This is a genomic window from Aliirhizobium wenxiniae (genome assembly GCF_014201355.1).
GTDB classification, from domain to species: Bacteria; Pseudomonadota; Alphaproteobacteria; order Rhizobiales; family Rhizobiaceae; genus Neorhizobium; species Neorhizobium wenxiniae.
Genome location: NZ_JACHEG010000001.1, coordinates 1503769 through 1520477, shown reverse-complemented (window position 1 = coordinate 1520477; position 16709 = coordinate 1503769). Strand labels below are relative to the sequence as shown.

Annotated in this window: 15 protein-coding genes; 11 read left to right on the top strand and 4 right to left on the bottom strand. The window is 59.4% G+C overall.

Features of this window, described 5'->3' with window-relative positions; translation table 11 throughout:
• Positions 1–69 precede the first annotated feature (69 nt).
• The 4 genes from HNQ72_RS07365 (at position 70) to HNQ72_RS07350 (ending at position 3899) form a co-directional block, all read left to right on the top strand.
• Positions 70–1053: a tripartite tricarboxylate transporter substrate-binding protein gene (locus tag HNQ72_RS07365; RefSeq protein WP_183990935.1), complete on the top strand. Its 984-nt coding sequence runs from the start codon at positions 70–72 to the stop codon at positions 1051–1053.
• 290 nt (positions 1054–1343) lie between these two features.
• On the top strand, positions 1344–1805 hold the full coding sequence (locus HNQ72_RS07360) for a tripartite tricarboxylate transporter TctB family protein (RefSeq protein WP_183990933.1): 462 nt from the start codon (positions 1344–1346) through the stop codon (positions 1803–1805).
• Positions 1806–1815: 10 nt separating this feature from the next.
• Positions 1816–3321, top strand: a complete 1506-nt coding sequence (locus HNQ72_RS07355) for a tripartite tricarboxylate transporter permease (protein ID WP_183990931.1) — start codon at positions 1816–1818, stop codon at positions 3319–3321.
• A 203-nt stretch (positions 3322–3524) separates the two neighbouring features.
• Entirely contained in the window at positions 3525–3899 is a 375-nt protein-coding gene (locus tag HNQ72_RS07350; protein WP_183990929.1) for a hypothetical protein, read from the top strand.
• A 43-nt stretch (positions 3900–3942) separates the two neighbouring features.
• On the opposite strand, the gene HNQ72_RS07345 is transcribed toward HNQ72_RS07350, so the two are convergent.
• Positions 3943–4995: a LacI family transcriptional regulator gene (locus tag HNQ72_RS07345; protein ID WP_183990927.1), complete on the bottom strand. Its 1053-nt coding sequence runs from the start codon at positions 4993–4995 to the stop codon at positions 3943–3945.
• Positions 4996–5259: 264 nt separating this feature from the next.
• Between HNQ72_RS07345 and HNQ72_RS07340 the strand changes: the two genes are divergently transcribed.
• The 6 genes from HNQ72_RS07340 to HNQ72_RS07315 all read left to right on the top strand — a co-directional run bounded on the left by HNQ72_RS07340 (position 5260) and on the right by HNQ72_RS07315 (position 12709).
• Positions 5260–6507 carry an ABC transporter substrate-binding protein gene (locus HNQ72_RS07340; protein ID WP_183991403.1) on the top strand — a complete coding sequence of 416 codons (1248 nt, stop codon included), beginning with the start codon at positions 5260–5262 and terminating at the stop codon, positions 6505–6507.
• Between the two features lie 244 nt (positions 6508–6751).
• Positions 6752–7678, top strand: a complete 927-nt coding sequence (locus tag HNQ72_RS07335) for a carbohydrate ABC transporter permease (protein WP_183990925.1) — start codon at positions 6752–6754, stop codon at positions 7676–7678.
• Positions 7675–8556 carry a carbohydrate ABC transporter permease gene (locus tag HNQ72_RS07330; protein ID WP_183990923.1) on the top strand — a complete coding sequence of 294 codons (882 nt, stop codon included), beginning with the start codon at positions 7675–7677 and terminating at the stop codon, positions 8554–8556. The genes HNQ72_RS07335 and HNQ72_RS07330 overlap by 4 nt, the downstream gene beginning before the upstream one ends.
• A 5-nt stretch (positions 8557–8561) precedes the next feature.
• Positions 8562–9662 (top strand): ABC transporter ATP-binding protein, encoded by a 1101-nt coding sequence (locus HNQ72_RS07325; protein WP_183990921.1) that lies wholly within the window; start codon positions 8562–8564, stop codon positions 9660–9662.
• Positions 9663–9906: 244 nt separating this feature from the next.
• Complete coding sequence (locus tag HNQ72_RS07320) at positions 9907–11604, top strand: sensor histidine kinase (protein ID WP_183990919.1); 1698 nt, start codon at positions 9907–9909, stop codon at positions 11602–11604.
• A gap of 88 nt (positions 11605–11692) precedes the next feature.
• The gene (locus tag HNQ72_RS07315; protein WP_183991401.1) at positions 11693–12709 is read left to right on the top strand and encodes a DNA topoisomerase IB; all 1017 of its coding nucleotides are present in this window, start codon (positions 11693–11695) and stop codon (positions 12707–12709) included.
• Between the two features lie 195 nt (positions 12710–12904).
• On the opposite strand, the gene HNQ72_RS07310 is transcribed toward HNQ72_RS07315, so the two are convergent.
• The 3 genes from HNQ72_RS07310 to HNQ72_RS07300 form a co-directional block, all read right to left on the bottom strand.
• On the bottom strand, positions 12905–13465 hold the full coding sequence (locus HNQ72_RS07310; protein ID WP_183990917.1) for a type 1 glutamine amidotransferase domain-containing protein: 561 nt from the start codon (positions 13463–13465) through the stop codon (positions 12905–12907).
• Between the two features lie 54 nt (positions 13466–13519).
• Positions 13520–13717, bottom strand: a complete 198-nt coding sequence (locus HNQ72_RS07305; protein ID WP_183990915.1) for a hypothetical protein — start codon at positions 13715–13717, stop codon at positions 13520–13522.
• A gap of 424 nt (positions 13718–14141) precedes the next feature.
• On the bottom strand, positions 14142–14402 hold the full coding sequence (locus HNQ72_RS07300) for a hypothetical protein (RefSeq protein WP_148143092.1): 261 nt from the start codon (positions 14400–14402) through the stop codon (positions 14142–14144).
• Positions 14403–14568: 166 nt separating this feature from the next.
• Here HNQ72_RS07300 and glgX point away from each other — a divergent pair, with 166 nt between their 5' ends.
• Positions 14569–16647, top strand: a complete 2079-nt coding sequence (gene glgX / locus HNQ72_RS07295) for a glycogen debranching protein GlgX (protein WP_210319498.1) — start codon at positions 14569–14571, stop codon at positions 16645–16647.
• Positions 16648–16709: the final 62 nt, after the last annotated feature.

Sequence of the window (16709 nt, the reverse complement as noted above, 5' to 3'; positions counted from 1 at the left end):
CAAGCAGGTGCCGGAGGAGATGTGCATCTGCAGCTACAGGCTGGACATTGTCCTTGGAGGAGGAAATCCATGAAACTGTTTAACGCCGTTCTCGGCGCAACGGCGCTTGCCGCCATCTCGCTTTTTTCCGCGCAGGCGGGTGCCGCCGGTTATCCTGAGCGCCAGATCACCATGGTCGTGCCGTTCGCTGCCGGTGGCCCGACGGATACGGTTGCCCGTCTCGTTGCCGAATCCATGTCGAAGGATCTCGGCCAGCAGATCGTCGTCGAAAATGTCGGCGGTGCCGGCGGTACGCTCGGTGCCGGCCGTGTTGCGGCAGCAGAGGCCGATGGTTACACGGTTCTGCTCCACCATATCGGCATGGCAACCAGCGCCACGCTTTACCGCAAGCTTGCCTATGACACGCTGAACGCCTTCGAGTATGTCGGTCTCGTCACCGACGTGCCGATGACCATCGTCGCCCGCAAGGACATGGAAGCGACCGACCTCAAGGGTCTCGTCGAATATGCCAAGGCGAATGCCGACAAGGTGACTGTCGCCAATGCCGGCATCGGTGCTGCCTCGCATCTCTGCGGCATGCTGTTCATGAGCGCCATCCAGACCCCGCTCGTCACCGTGCCTTACAAGGGCACCGGTCCTGCCATGACCGATCTTCTCGGCGGTCAGGTTGATATCATGTGCGACCAGACCACCAACACGACGAAGCAGATCCAGGGCGGCACGATCAAGGCTTATGCGGTCACCTCGCCGGAGCGTCTTTCGATCTTCAAGGACCTGCCGACCGTGAAGGAAGCAGGGCTTGAAAGCATGACGGTCGGTATCTGGCACGGCATCTATACGCCGAAGGGCACGCCTGCCGAGATCAACGAACGCCTGTCGAAGTCCCTGCAGGGCGCGCTGAAGGATGAGAACATCGTCAAGCGCTTCGCCGAACTCGGCACCGCACCTTCGCCGGAAGCTGATGCAACACCGGCTGCCCTGAAAGCCAAGCTCGAAACCGAGATTGCTCGCTGGAAGCCGATCATCGAATCTGCGGGGCAGTACGCGGACTGAGTGCGGGCGCTGACGGGGGCAGCATTCAGCGGCGACGTTGAGCAAGCTCGCCCCCCTCTGGCCTGCCGGCCATCTCCCCCACAAGGGGGGAGATCACGTGCCTCATGATCACCGCGTCCAACGGCTCTCGAGTGGCCAGACAAAACGCAGAATGCAAACGCCGAAGTTGATTGGTGAGCGGCCCCCCAGCTGATCTCCCCACCTGTGGGGGAGATGGCCGGCAGGCCAGAGGGGGGCGAACTTGCTCCAGCCATCAACGCAAGACCATCTCCCACACAAACGGAGACACCATGAATTCCAAGTCATTCGACAAAGCCAACCTGATCTGCGGCATCTTGCTGATCCTGACCGGCATCTTCTTCGCCTATCAGTCGATCGAGCTTGAACTCGGCACGGCGTTTCGCATGGGGCCGGGTTATTTCCCGTTCATCCTGGCACTGGCGCTGATCCTGTTCGGGGCGATCATTCTCTTCCAGGCGTTTCGCGTCGAGGGAGAGCCGATCGGGCCGATCGCCTGGCGCGGCATCATCTTCATTCTTGCGGCACCGATCTTCTTCGGCATCACGGTGCGTGGCCTCGGTTTCGTGCCGTCGCTGTTCTTCGCCGCGCTGATCGCCTCTTTCGCCTCGCACAAGATGAAGCCGCTGACGGCACTCATTCTCGCTGTACTGCTGACCGCCTTTTCCGTGCTGGTTTTCAGCTATGGCCTCGGGCTGCCCTTCCAGCGCTTCGGACCCTGGGTTCGTTTCTAGGATTTGACTGATGGATCTTTTCAATAATCTTCTTCTCGGCTTCCAGACGGCAGGGTCGATCGAGAACCTGTTCTTCTGCCTGATCGGCGTGCTGCTCGGAACGCTGATCGGCGTGTTGCCCGGCATCGGCGCCACCGCGACGATCGCCATGCTTTTGCCGATCACCTTCCAGCTCGAACCTGTCTCGTCGCTGATCATGCTCGCCGGCATCTATTACGGTGCGCAATATGGCGGCTCGACCACGGCGATCCTGATCAACATGCCGGGCGAATCCTCGTCGGCCGTGACCGCGATCGACGGTTATCAGATGGCCCGCAAGGGCAAGGCGGGGGCAGCCCTTGCGATTGCCGCGATCGGCTCGTTCTTTGCCGGCACCGTCTCGACCTTCCTTGTCGCGATCTTCGCGCCGCCGCTTACCGCCATCGCGTTGGAATTCGGCGCTGCCGAATATTTCTCTCTGATGGTCGTCGGTCTCGTCTCTTCGATCGCGCTGGCGCATGGTTCGGTCATCAAGGCGCTTGCCATGGTGGCGCTTGGCCTGCTTCTGGGCCTTGTCGGCACCGATATCTATACCGGCGCGCCGCGCTTCACGCTCGGTATCCGTGAATATGCCGACGGGTTGAATTTCGTTGCGGTCGCGGTAGGCGTTTTCGGCATCGCGGAAATCCTGCGAAACCTCGAGAACGAACGGACGCGCGAAGTGCTGATGGCGAAGGTCTCCGGCCTTCTGCCGAGCCGCGAGGATTTTCGCGCGATGATCGCCCCGGTGCTGCGTGGCACGGCGATCGGCTCGATCCTCGGCATCTTGCCGGGCGGCGGCGCGATCCTTGCGTCGTTCGCTTCCTATACGGTGGAAAAGAAGGTTTCGAAGACACCGGAAGAGTTCGGCCATGGCGCGGTTGCTGGCGTGGCGGGTCCGGAATCGGCCAATAATGCCGGTGCGCAGACCTCGTTCATTCCGCTGCTTACCCTCGGCATTCCGGCCAATCCGGTGATGGCGCTGATGGTCGGCGCGATGATCATCCAGGGCATCGTACCGGGACCGAACGTTGCGGCGGAACAGCCGGCTTTGTTCTGGGGCATCATCGCCTCGATGTGGATCGGCAACCTGATGCTCGTCATCCTCAACCTGCCGCTGATCGGGCTTTGGGTGAAGCTCTTGACCATCCCTTATTACCTGCTCTTCCCGATCATCATGGCCTTCTGCTCGATCGGGGTCTACAGCGTCAATTCCAACGTCTACGACCTCTATGCCGTCGCCTTCTTCGGCCTGCTCGGTTACCTGCTGCTGAAGCTGCGCTGCGAGCCGGCACCGTTGCTGCTCGGCTTCGTGCTCGGTCCGCTCTTAGAAGAAAACCTGCGGCGGGCGATGATCCTGTCACGAGGCGATCCGTCGACTTTCGTCACAAGGCCGATCAGCGCCACGCTGCTGTTCATCGCCGTGGTGGTGCTCATCGTCGTTTTCCTGCCGAGTGTGCGGAAGAAGCGCGAAGAGGTGTTTGTCGAAGAGGATTGATGTCTGCTGCCCTCATTCCTGTGTATCGGGGCAAGCGCGATGAGCGTAACCGGGAATGGGAATGAGGGATAGCTTCCGTTGGCTGCAGCTTTCGAAAGAATCCGGATTTCAACTTAAAGTCGATAGCTGACCTGTTTGGGTGAGGACGACGTTATCTTTCGATGCCACATTCCATGCCTTCAACTGCCAATGGGGGACTGGAAATGCGTCTTGGTAAAACCTCTTCATCTCTGGCATGCCTCGTTTTCGCATCATCACTCGCCGTCATGTTCGTGACCGAGGTTCAGGCTGCGGAATTCAAATACAACTCGTCTGTATCCGTGAAGGTCGGAAAATCGGTTGTTCTGAAGGGCGCGCGCGGTAAGACATGCGATGACGGTGCGCCATCATGGGCAGAAGTCGCGTCGAACCTGCCGAAAACGACAACTGGTACCTATTCGGATGGCGGCGTCGGTACAACGCAAAGCCAGCGTTGCGGTAAATCAGTTCCGGCACGGGGTATCAAATTCACCGCGACGACTGCAGGCAAGGAACGCCTGCAGGTTTACGGCGATTCGGTATCCATCACCGCGTTCTGACAAAAAGCGAACGGGGGGCAGAACCGGTAGGCCGAAGCGCGATTTAGACAGTCAGCACCGCCTGCAGCTCGCTTACCGGTGCCGCCCCCGCCATTCGTTTCAACAGCATGGACGCCATCAGTCGGCCGGCTTCCGACAGATCCTCGTAGATCGTCTCGATCCGTGGCCGCACCTGATCGAAAAGGCCTGATGTCTGCTTGGCCACCAGCCTCACGTCGCGCCCGATCTCCAGCCCGAGGTCGTGGGTGGCGGACATCACCGCCATCGCAGAGACCTCGCCGCCGCAGATGAAGCCGTCCGGGGGATCAGCCCTGGCCAGCCTTTCGGCCACATGATCGCGCACCGCATCCGCCTTGCTGTCGAGCGTAATGCCCTGCGCGATCTCGAAGCCGATACCTTCTTCCCTGACTGCTGTCATGAAGCCGTGGCGCATATGCTGGTGGAAAGTGAAGCGTTCGGGCGGCAGGATGATGAATAGCCGCCGACAGCCCGATGCGATCAGCTTTTTCGCTGCCTCGTAGGTGAAGCGGTAATTGTCGTAATCGACATAGGGATGCGGCGTGGCAAGCTCGGTCCTGCCATGGCAGACGAAGGGAAAACCTGTCTCCATGAGGAATTTCACCCGCTCGTCCGACGGTTCGGTGCGGCTGAACAGGATGCCGTCGGCCATTCGGTTGCGAACTATGTGGCGAACGGGATCGATCTGCGGCGTATCGGAGAAATGCGGGGTGATGACAAGGTGATAGGGGGTGCCGCGCAGCGTCGCCGTCATGCCTCTGATCATCGAGGTGCCGTAACCGAGGATTTCCTCATGCGGGTCCAGCACGAGGCTGATGACGTTGGTGCGGCCGGTGCGCAGGCGCTGGGCGGCCCGGTCGGGCAGGTAACCGACCTGCGCTGCCGCCGCCTGAACCCGCTGGCGGGTTTCTCTGGCAATTAGCGGGTCGTCGCCAAGCGCACGAGACACAGTGGTCACCGCAAGCCCGGTCAGTTCAGCGATCGTCTTCAGCGTCGGCTTGCGGTGAGAGCCGGGATTTGAAGTCGAAGGCCCCACCGCATTCGGTTGGCGTCCGTCTTCCGCATCGTCCAGCGACATGTCTGATCCTCCATCCGGCCACTGATCGCCGCCGGAACCTCCATATGTATCGTTACAAATTCCGCAGCGATTTCCAGAATTTTCTTTCAGAGATACAGAAAATCTTCGGAAGATCGATATTTTTCAAGCCAGATCAATACTTTAAAAAATTGATCACGAGCAATTCAAAAACCTTCATCCGTGGGTTGACACTTGCTCGGGTTATAACGTTATAAATTGCTCATCCGGAGAGGAGCCCGGATTTGGAGGAGATCATCAATGAATATTCGTGCCATTACAAAACTGGCCGCCGGTGCCGCGTTGATCGCGATGACAGCCGGTGCCGCCAAGGCTGCCGAAGTCGAAGTCCTGCACTGGTGGACGTCCGGTGGTGAAGCTGCCGCACTCAACGTTCTGAAGGAAAACCTCGCCAAGGAAGGCGTGACCTGGAAGGACATGCCGGTTGCCGGTGGTGCCGGTTCGGCTGCCATGACCGCACTTCGCGCCCGCGTCACCGCCGGCGATCCGCCGACTGCGGTGCAGCTGCTCGGTTTCGACCTGCGCGACTGGTCCGAGATGGGTGTCGCTGCAAACCTCGACGATCTGGCGGCCAAGGAAGGTTGGGACAAGGTCATTCCGCCGGCTCTGCAGGAATTCTCCAAATATGATGGTCACTGGGTTGCCGCACCGGTCAACATCCACTCGACCAACTGGCTGTGGCTGAACAAGGCCGCACTCGACAAGGCCGGCGCCAAGGAGCCGACCAATATGGACGAGCTGTTTGCGCTGCTCGACAAGTTCAAGGCCGACGGTATCGTCCCGCTCGCCCATGGCGGCGTTCCGTGGCAGGACGGCACGCTGTGGGAAGCCGTGGTTCTGTCTCGCGGCGGCCCGGATTTCTATAAGAAGGCCGTTCTCGAAGCCGATCCGGCAGCACTTTCCAGCGCTACGATGAAGCAGGTCTTCGACGACATGTCGAAGCTGCGCACCTATTTCGATCCGAACTTCTCCGGTCGCGAATGGAACCTGTCGACGGCGCTCGTCATCGAAGGCAAGGCCGGTGCGCAGGAAATGGGCGACTGGTCGAAGGGCGAATGGCTGCGCGCCAAGAAGGAGCCGGGCAAGGATTTCGTCTGCATCCGCTTCCCCGGCACGCAGGGCTCGGTTCTCTTCAACGCCGACCAGTTCATGATGTTCGACGTGGGTGGCGATGCCGCCGACGCGCAGATGAAGATGGCATCCGCCGTCGAAAACCCGGCCTTCCAGATCGCCTTCAACAAGGTGAAGGGTTCGGTTCCGGCCCGTACGGATATTCCTGATACGGAATTCGACGCCTGCGCCAAGAAGGGTATGAAGGATCTGGCGGAAGCCTCGTCCAAGGGCACGCTGATGGGCTCGCTGGCTCACGGTTACGCCCAGCCGGCCGCTATCAAGGAAGCCATGCTCGACGTCATCACCCAGCACTTGAACGGCCAGCTTACGACGGATGCTGCCTTGAAGCGTCTGCCTGAAGCGGTTGCTGCGGCGAAGTGATCGGCTGACACCGACGCCGCCCCTTACGCAGGGAGTGGCAGGTTGCCCCTCACCCTAACCCTCTCCCCGCGTGCGGGGAGAGGGGACTTGCCTCACTCGACATTCGAGAGTGAGGAGAGGGTGCGGCATATCTCCTTCTCCCCGTCAGAACGGGGAGAAGGTGCCGGCAGGCGGATGAGGGGCAAGCCTCAATCGTCGGCCGCGTACACCTTAATCCCATTCTCGCATGTCGCCGGAGACCCCCATGACGACAATCGAACCGATGCCGGTGATCACGCCGGAACGGCCGCGAAAATCCTTCGCCGACACGTTGCGCAACGGCCTGCCGAAACTCGTTCTGGCGCCGTCCTTCGCCGTCATCCTGATCTTCGTCTATGGCTTCATCCTCTGGACGATCACGCTTTCCTTCACCACATCGCGCATCCTGCCGGTCTATAAATGGGGCGGGTTCGATGCCTATTTCCGGCTCTGGTCGCAGCCCAACTGGTATGTGGCGATGCAGAACCTCGCCATTTTCGGCATTCTCTACATCGCGCTCTGCACCGCGATCGGGCTGTTCATCGCGATTCTGATGGACCAGCGGATCCGCGCTGAAGGCGTTCTGCGACCGATCTTCCTTTATCCGATGGCGCTTTCCTTCGTCGTTACCGGTACGGCGTGGAAGTGGTTCCTCAACCCCGGCCTTGGCCTCGAACACACGATGCGCAATCTCGGCTGGGAGAGCTTTACGTTCGACTGGCTGGTGAACCCGAACATGGCGATCTACACCGTCGTTATCGCCGGTGTCTGGCAGGCGTCGGGCTTCATCATGGCGATGTTCCTGGCCGGTCTTCGCGGCATCGACGGCGAGATCATCAAGGCGGCGCAGATCGACGGGGCATCGACTGTCTCCATCTATCGCCGCATCATCATTCCGCTGCTGAGGCCCGTGTTTCTTTCGGCCTTCATCGTGCTCGCCCACATGGCGATCAAGTCATATGACCTTGTGATTGCGCTGACCGGCGGCGGGCCGGGCAATGCGACAGAGCTGCCTTCCACCTTCATGTATTCCTACACGTTCAACCGCAACCAGATGAATGTCGGTTCGGCCAGCGCCGTGATGATGCTGATGGGCATTACCGCGATCATCGTGCCCTATCTCTATTCGGAACTGCGGGAGAAGAAACAATGAGCGCTTCGCCCGAAACCGTGAGCGCCGGTTCGGCGCGCTTCACCCGCTATTTTATCTATGGCGCGCTGATCATCCTCGCGGTGGTCTATCTGCTGCCGCTTTATGTGATGTTGTCTACCTCGCTGAAATCGCTCGACGAAATCCGCGGCGGTGACATGCTGGCGCTGCCGACCGATCCGTCGATCGCCGCTTGGTTGAAAGCCTGGGGCGAGGCCTGCATCGGCGTCTCCTGCGTCGGCATCAAGGGGTATTTCTGGAACTCGATCAAGATGGTGGTGCCCGCCGTGATCATCTCGACGCTGCTCGGGGCGCTCAATGGCTATGTGCTGACCAAGTGGCGGTTTCCGGGCCACAAGATCGTCTTCGGCATGATGCTGTTTGCCTGCTTCATCCCGTTCCAGGCGGTGCTGATCCCGATGGCGCGGTTGCTCGGCCTGATGGGCTTGTCGAATTCGACCACCGGCCTCGTCATGGTCCATGTCATCTACGGTCTCGGCTTCACCACGCTGTTCTTCCGCAATTATTACGAAGCGTTTCCGGATGAGCTGGTGAAGGCCGCGATGATCGACGGCGCCGGGTTCTTCCGCATCTTCTGGCGAATCCTGCTGCCCAGTTCAGGGCCGATCATCGTCGTGACGGTCATCTACCAGTTCACCAATATCTGGAACGACTTTCTGTTCGGCGTGTCCTTCTCGTCCGGCGAAGCCTCGCCGATGACGGTGGCGCTCAACAACCTCGTTTCGTCCTCCACCGGCGTCAAGGAATACAATGTCGACATGGCAGCGGCCGTCTTTGCCGCGCTGCCGACGCTGTTCGTTTATGTCGTCGCCGGACGCTATTTTGTGCGTGGCCTGATGGCCGGCGCAGTCAAGGGATAACCGCAATGAGCTTTCTCCAGATCAAACAAATCCGCAAGAAGATCGGCAGTGTCGAGATCCTCAAGGGCATCGATATCGAGCTGGAAAAGGGCGGCTTCCTCGTGCTGGTCGGCCCGTCCGGCTGCGGCAAGTCCACGCTTCTGAATGCGATCGCCGGTCTTCTGCCGCCATCCTCGGGTGACATCGTCATCGATGGTCAGGTGGTCACCGACCTGCATCCGTCGAAGCGCGATATCGCCATGGTCTTCCAGTCCTATGCGCTTTATCCGAACATGACGGTGGAAGAGAACATCGCATTCGCGCTGGAAATGCGCGGTGTCGACAAGGCCGAGCGCGCCAAGGCGGTCGCCCAGGTGGCAAAGACCCTGCAGATCGAACATCTTCTGACACGCCGCCCGAGCCAGCTTTCCGGTGGCCAGCGCCAGCGTGTCGCCATGGGCCGGGCACTGGTGCGCAAGCCGCGTGTCTTCTTGTTCGACGAGCCGCTCTCCAATCTCGATGCCAAGCTGCGTGTGGAAGTCCGTGCGGAGATCAAGGCGCTGCACCAGAATACGCACGCCACGATCGTTTACGTCACCCATGACCAGATCGAGGCGATGACGCTGGCGACCAAGATCGTCGTTTTGAAGGAAGGCATCGTTCAGCAGGTCGGCACGCCGGCGGAAATTTACAACCGCCCGGCCAATCTCTTCGTCGCCGATTTCATGGGATCGCCGGCGATGAACATGCTGAAGGGCAGGGCGGTTTCAGGCGGCATCCAGCTATTTGGCGCCGGCGGCCAAGGCGTGACCGTCAGGGTGCCGCCTTCGGTCACGACACCGCTTCCCGAGGGGAAAGAGGTCATTGTCGGCCTGCGGCCCGAGGCGATTTCCGATGAAGGTTCCGCCGATGCCGCAGCTGCCGCCAGCGCGCAGATCAATGCGGAAGTCACGATCGTCGAGCCGACCGGATCGGATACGTTCGTCACCGGCAAGCTCGACGGCACGACCTTTACCGGCCGCGCCCGCGCGGAAACCGTTGTCGAACCCGGCCAGACATTCCGTTTCGTTTTCAATCTCGACAAGGCGGTGGTTTTCGATCCCCAAAGCGGGCAGCGGATCGGTTGATCTTCGTCGGGCAGGCTAAGTTCCATCCGCTTGTCGATTGTGCCGAAACGATACGGCAGACACGTTTTCGCAACATTGTGGGGCAACGCACGGCTCAGTTGTTCCAAACACATGTTGGCGCGATCTGCAAAAGCAGTTAGAACCGTTTTGGCTAAGATGTATTAGCGTAGGGCGGGACGACTGATGATCAGTGACAGCGGGCGAGCTTCTGCCTGCAGCTTTATTATTGGCTTAAGATAGCGGAATGTTTAAGTTTTCGCGTCTTTTCCCCACAGCCTCGATCGGCGCCTACCTGATGGCGCTGGTGATTGTCGTCGCCTTGCCGTTGCTGGCTTTTGTCGGTTTTCTCGTCCTTCAACTTGAGGGACAGGAACGCGAAGGACTTGCCAACGAGACGGCCGAGGATGCGCAGCTGATTGCGCGCTCCGTCGATCGCGAATTGCAGGACATGGCGACGACGCTTCGCCTTCTGATCACCTCGCCGGAGCTCGAAGCCGGTGACCTGCGAGCCTTCCACGACCGCACCCAGCGCAGTCTGCGCTCCAATTCGCTTTATGTCATTGTCGTCGACAAGGATGGCCAGCAGCGGCTCAACACCCGTTCGCCCTTCGGTGATCCGCTGACGAAAATGTCGAACATGCCGGCCCTGGAATCGGTGCTCAGGTCGGGCATTACCGAAGTCTCCAGTGTGTTCTTCGGCAAGACGAGCAACAGGTGGGTGTTCAACGTCGCCATGCCTTTGCCGGATGCGCTTTCGCATTCCGGTTCGGCGATCATCATGACGCAGAATGCCGACGACATGGAGAAGCTGATTTCCATCGAAGGCCTTCCTGTGGGTTGGTCGGCTGCGGTCATCGACGGGCAGGGGCAGGTCGTGGCTTCTGGTGGGGCCGACAAAATAGCATCCGGCAAGCAGTTCGATCCCGATACGCTAAGATTGATGACCGGCTTCAAGGGCACGATCGAAGATGTCGAAGGTGATGAGAAGCAGATGTACGGTTACGCCCAGATCACCGGCTGGACATGGAAGGCCGTCGTCTGGGGACCGATCGCCTCGGCACAGGAAGGCATTATCACTACCTTCAAGCAACTGGTCGCAGGTGGCGTGATCTTTCTCACGCTGGCGGTCCTGTTCGCCTATACGATCGCCCGACAGCTGCGCACGCCGATCCGGCAGATTGCCGACATGGCGGAGCGGATCGGCAAGGGCGAGATCGTCTCGCCGGTCGAGACCCGGATCACCGAGGCCAATCAGGTGGCGGTGGCGCTGTCCAATGCTTCCTTCGACCGCAGCGAGGCCGAAGACCGCATTCACCTGATCCTGCACGAACTGGTGCATCGCACGAAGAATATCCTGACGCTGGTGCAGGCGATGATGCGCCAGCTTGGCCGTCAGGACACGACCATGCCAGAATTTCAGAAGGCGATCAGCACCCGCCTGCACGGGCTTGGAAAATCCATCGAAGCACTGGCCAAGGAACAATGGGCCGGTGTGCGGCTGATGCGCGTCATCGAGATCCATCTTTCGACCTTCGAGGCCGGTGACCGGCTTCTGGTGTCGGGCGAGGATTTCATGCTCAAGGCCGAGGCGGTGCAGAATCTCGGCCTCGTGCTGCATGAACTGGCGACCAATTCGGTCAAATACGGTGCGCTTTCGGTGCCGCATGGGCGTGTGCGGATTTCATGGGACGACGTTGCCCCCGGAGATGACGGCGAGCCGAAGATCAGGCTTGTCTGGGAAGAAAGCGGCGGGCCGCCGGTTACCGAGCCCTCCCGCAAGGGGTTTGGAACGACCATCATTCAGCGCCACGCAGTTGCTGCCTTTGGCGGTCAGGTGGATGTCGAATTCCGCCCGGAAGGCCTTGTCTGGCGACTTGTGGCGCCGCGTGCCAATCTGGAGCGCGACGATGCCGGCGACGAGCGGCGCAGCCTGGCGATGTAGTTCGAAGTGATTTGATCGCTTCGCGCAGGAACGAAGCCTGACGCGTGTCGTTTTAGCGCTCATGGATCTTTCGCTCAAAACCATCGAAATCGATGCCGCTTCGCTCAAAGCCATCGGGCTTACCTATGTCAGTGATACGGAGCCGGGCATTCGCCGACTAAAGCGCGGCAAGGGCTTTTGCTACAAGCTGCCGGACGGATTGCTTCTGACTGATGAAGACGACCGGTTGCGTATAACGGCACTTGGTCTTCCGCCCGCTTATGACAATGTCTGGATCTGCATGGACCCGCAGGGACATCTGCAGGCGACGGGTTACGATTCCCGCGGGCGAAAGCAATATCGGTATCATACCGACTGGCAGAGTTTTCGCAGCGAGCAGAAGTTCGATCAGTTGGCCCGGTTCGGCGAGGCCTTGCCGCGCATTCGCCGCAAGGTGAAGCGCGATCTTGCGCTCGGTCTCGACAAGTCCGATTGCGTGCTCGCCGCCCTCGTGGCGCTGATGGATGTGACGCATCTGCGCGTTGGCAACAAAGCCTATGCCAAGGAAAACCGTACCTATGGGGCAACGACGCTTCTGAAACGTCACATGATCCTGTCCGGCGACGGTGTGCTTTTGAAATTCACGGCCAAGGGCGGCAAGCGGGTGCAGCACACGCTCAAACATCCACGACTGCAGCGCATTCTGGAAGAGATCGCTGATCTTCCCGGCCGCCAGCTGTTTTCATTTCCCGACGAGCACGGCACCGCCCGCTCGGTCGATTCCGGCAGGCTCAACGCCTATCTCGCTAAGGCTGCCGGCTTCCCGGTTTCGGCCAAGACTTTTCGCACCTGGGGTGGCAGCTTGGCCGCCTTCATGACGGCATGGACGATCGTGGAGGAAGAGGACAAGCGGCCAAAGATAAAGGCGTTGACCAAGGCCGCTTCGGATGTGCTGCAGAACACGCCCGCCGTCTGTCGCTCAAGCTATATCCATCCGAGTATTCTCGATCTTGCCGAAGATGATGCATCGTTGCGTCGGATCATGGAGGCCGGAAAAACATCCAATTCTCCGCGCGGATTGCGGATGAACGAGGCGCGTTTACTGGCATTTTTGAAGGAAGAATAAGGCCAAGTGGCGCTGGATTGCAGTTATGCTCTTGCGCTCGTCAAGTTGCCCTCACCCTGCACGCGGGGCGAGGGACATTCCCGATATAGGCATTAGAGAAAGCCGCCGCCGGTGCGGCATATTCCTTCTCCCCGCAAGCGGGGAGAAGGTGGCGACAGCCGGATGAACGGCCTCCACCAGATCGAAGTAAGGCAATCAGGCAGCGCGGCGCTGGTGCAGGCCCTCCTCCACTTCCTCGACGATCTTGTCGACAAAGGCTGCGAGGTCCTTTGGCGAGCGAGATGTGATGATGCCGCTGTCGACCACGACGGCTTCATCCTTCCAGTTGGCGCCCGCATTGCGCAGGTCGGTGCGGATAGAGGCATAGGAGGTTGCCTTGCGTCCGCGCAGGGCATCAGCCTCGACCAGCAGCCATGGACCATGGCAGATGGCGGCTACCGGTTTACCGCGGCTGATGAAATCGCGAACCAGCTGTACAGCTTCCTCGTTCTTGCGCAGGACATCCGGGTTGATCTGGCCACCCGGCAGAACGAGTGCGTCAAAATCCTCAACCTTCGCTTGCCTGACATCGAGATCGACGGTCACACTGTCGCCCCAGTCTTTTTCGTCCCAGCTCCTGATCTCGCCGGATTTGATCGAGGCGATTTTCACTTCGGCTCCGCGTTTTTTCAGCTCGTCGTAAGGCACGCGCAGTTCCGAACGTTCGTAGCCATCGGTGGCCAAGATGAGGATATTGGCGGAATCGATATTCGCCATGATAAGCTCCTTTTGGGATTGTTTTTATTGAGATGAGCGCTGGCTCGTCAGTCTTTAGAGCCTGCCGGTCGACAGGTCGCGTCCGTTGATTGATGCAGGCACGCTGATTTCTTCACGCGGTGTCTTGGGAAGCGGAAGCGCAACGGCTTCCGGAACCACGACCTGAAGATCTTCCGGGCGGGCGACATGGAATGTCGGCTGTTCCCGCCGGGTCAGAAAACGGTTCCTGAGCATTCTGAATAAGTGCAGCATGGCAGTCTCCCGTATCAGTCGCTCGCGATAACAAGTGGCGACCTGTCACGTGGGCTAACAAGCCCGGGCGGAGAAACGTTCCCACAATTTTACATCCGGCAATGGATCGCGAGGCTGTTCTGGATGGCCTTTCGCCTCAAGCATAATGCTCCCGCGGCCACTAGGCCACGAGAGCTTGGGGCCTCTTTTGTCGAGGCCTCATTCCCCTCCTCGGGAAATTTTAAACCGGAATAACGAACATGTAGCAGGCAGCAATGACTAGCGCGAAACCTGCAACTTCAAACCATTCCCTGACCATGGTCGCCTCCATCGAACTCTGGACCAAGAACGTGCAATTGCCATTCTAGTTCCACGAAATTGCCATAAAGATGGCAAGCCAGCCACAAATATTAAAATGTGCTGAAACATGACGCCACGATGATGTCTAACTGGCGGAAGCCCGCGCCCGCGCGGCTTCCAGTATGGCGCGAATTTCACGGGCTGAGGCGTTTTCGATCGCGAAAGCGCTGTCCGGCATCACGCCCGGATCTTCCTCGTTATCCTTGAAGGTCGCGTCATCGCGCAGTTTCTTGAGGAATGTGGTGATCGTCACTTCGCCGCCGATCATGGCTGCCAGCATTTCGATCATCAGTTCGCGATGAGCGTTGAGCCGACCTTCGAGTTCCTGTGGTGTCAGGGATGTCATATTTTTATCCTCCTGTCGCAGCGTGAAAGATAGACGGGACGCGAAGCGAAGAACGATCCTGCCGACGATCTCGTTCCGCGCAAAACGAAGACGGAACAAATGCCGCGCTGCACCATTGTAGAGCAGATTTTTCAGACATTCCGATCTTCCGGCAAAAGGGCGTTGCATGGACATGAAGAGCAATCAGTTCACGATCGAATCCGGCGACTGGACACGGCTCGGCGCCAATTTCGATGGCGAGGGCGTCAATTTCGCAGTCTTCTCGGCTCATGCGACACGGGTGGAGCTCTGCCTCTACGATCCGAGCGGAAAGATCGAGATCGCCAAGTTTGACCTGCCGGAATATACGCACGAGATCTGGCATGGTTATGTGCCCGGGCTGAAGCCCGGAGCGCTTTACGGATTTCGCGTCCATGGTCCGTTCGAGCCGGAGGCCGGACACCGTTTCAATCCGTCGAAGCTTCTGATCGATCCCTATGCTCGCGAACTCGCCGGCGATATCGAGTGGAACGAGGCGCATTTTGCCTACGATCTCCTTCACGAGGACAAGGATCTCACCTTCGATACGCGTGACAGTGCACCGTTCACGCCGAAGGCCAAGGTGATCGATCCTTATGCATTCGACTGGCAGGACCAGAACCGTCCGAATATTCCCTGGCCGAAGGCGGTTGTCTATGAGACCCATGTGAAGGGTTTCACCCAGCTCAATTCGGCGCTGCCGAAGGAGTTGCGCGGCACGTTCGAGGGTATGGGGCACAAGGCTTCCGTCGATTATATCAAGAGCCTCGGCATTACCTCGGTCGAGCTTCTGCCGGTCCACTGGTTCCCGGATGATCAGCATCTGCTCGACAAGGGCCTGAAGAATTTCTGGGGTTACAATTCGCTCGGTTTCTTCGCGCCGGCCTCACGCTATTACGGGCCGCGCGGTATCCAGGGCTTCCGCGACATGGTGCGGTCGTTCCACGATGCCGGGATCGAGGTCATTCTCGATGTGGTCTATAACCACACGGCGGAAGGCAACGAGCTGGGGCCGACACTCTCCTTCAAGGGCATCGACAACTTCTCATATTATCGCACCCTGCCGGATAATCACCGTTATTACATCAACGACACCGGCACCGGAAACACGGTCAATACCTCGCATCCGCGCGTGCTGCAGATGGTGATGGACAGTCTGCGCTACTGGGCAGAGCACATGCATGTCGATGGTTTCCGTTTCGATCTCGGCACCATTTTAGGCCGCGAGCCGGAAGGGTTCGACCAGCGCGGCGGCTTTTTCGACGCGATGACGCAGGATCCGGTTCTTTCAAAGTTGAAGCTGATCGGCGAGCCATGGGACATCGGTCCGGGCGGTTATCAGGTCGGCGGCTTTCCGCCGGGCTGGGCGGAATGGAACGACAAATATCGCGATACGGTGCGTGAATACTGGAAGGGCGACAATGTCTCGACCGATTTCGCCGCCCGCCTGCTCGGTTCCGGCGATCTATACGACCAGCGCGGCCGTCGGCCCTGGGCTTCCGTCAATTTCATCACCGCCCATGACGGGTTCACGTTGAACGACCTCGTTTCCTATAACGAGAAGCATAACGAGGCGAATGGCGAGGACAATAACGACGGCCATAACGACAACCGCTCGTATAATTACGGCGCCGAGGGGCCGACCGAGGATGAGGGCATCAATGCCGTGCGCGACCGGCAGAAGCGCAACTTTCTCGCCACGCTGTTCTTCTCCCACGGTACGCCGATGCTGCTTGCCGGCGATGAGTTCGGCCGCAGCCAGATGGGCAACAATAACGGGTATGCGCAGGACAGCGAGATCTCCTGGGTGCATTGGGACGACCTACCCGAAACCTGCGAGGAATTGCGTGAATTCACCCGTCATGTGATCAAGCTCAGGGCCGAGCAACCACTCCTGCGCCGCGAGAACTGGCGCGACGGGATGGATATCAAGTGGTTCAATGCCGGCGGCGGTTTCCAGCAACCGGACCAGTGGGACGAGGGAACAACGCTCGGCGTCTATATCGGCCGCGGCGACCTGCAGGAAGAAGAAGGCGTCTGGCACGACGTGCTGCTCTTGTGCAATCCGTTTGAAGGCAACGTGCCCTTCCGTATCCCCCAATTCGGCGAGGGCGGCTGGGTGCTGGAACTGACCACATCGGACAGCGCCAAACGCGGGCTTACGATTACCAAGGAAAAGGATTTCGAACTGGAAGGGCGCAGCCTTGCCCTGTTCAGGCGGCCTTGAAGCCTTGCGCACGGGGTGAGCCCTTGTCCGGTTGACAAGGGCTTCCTGCTTTTCTAGCAGTC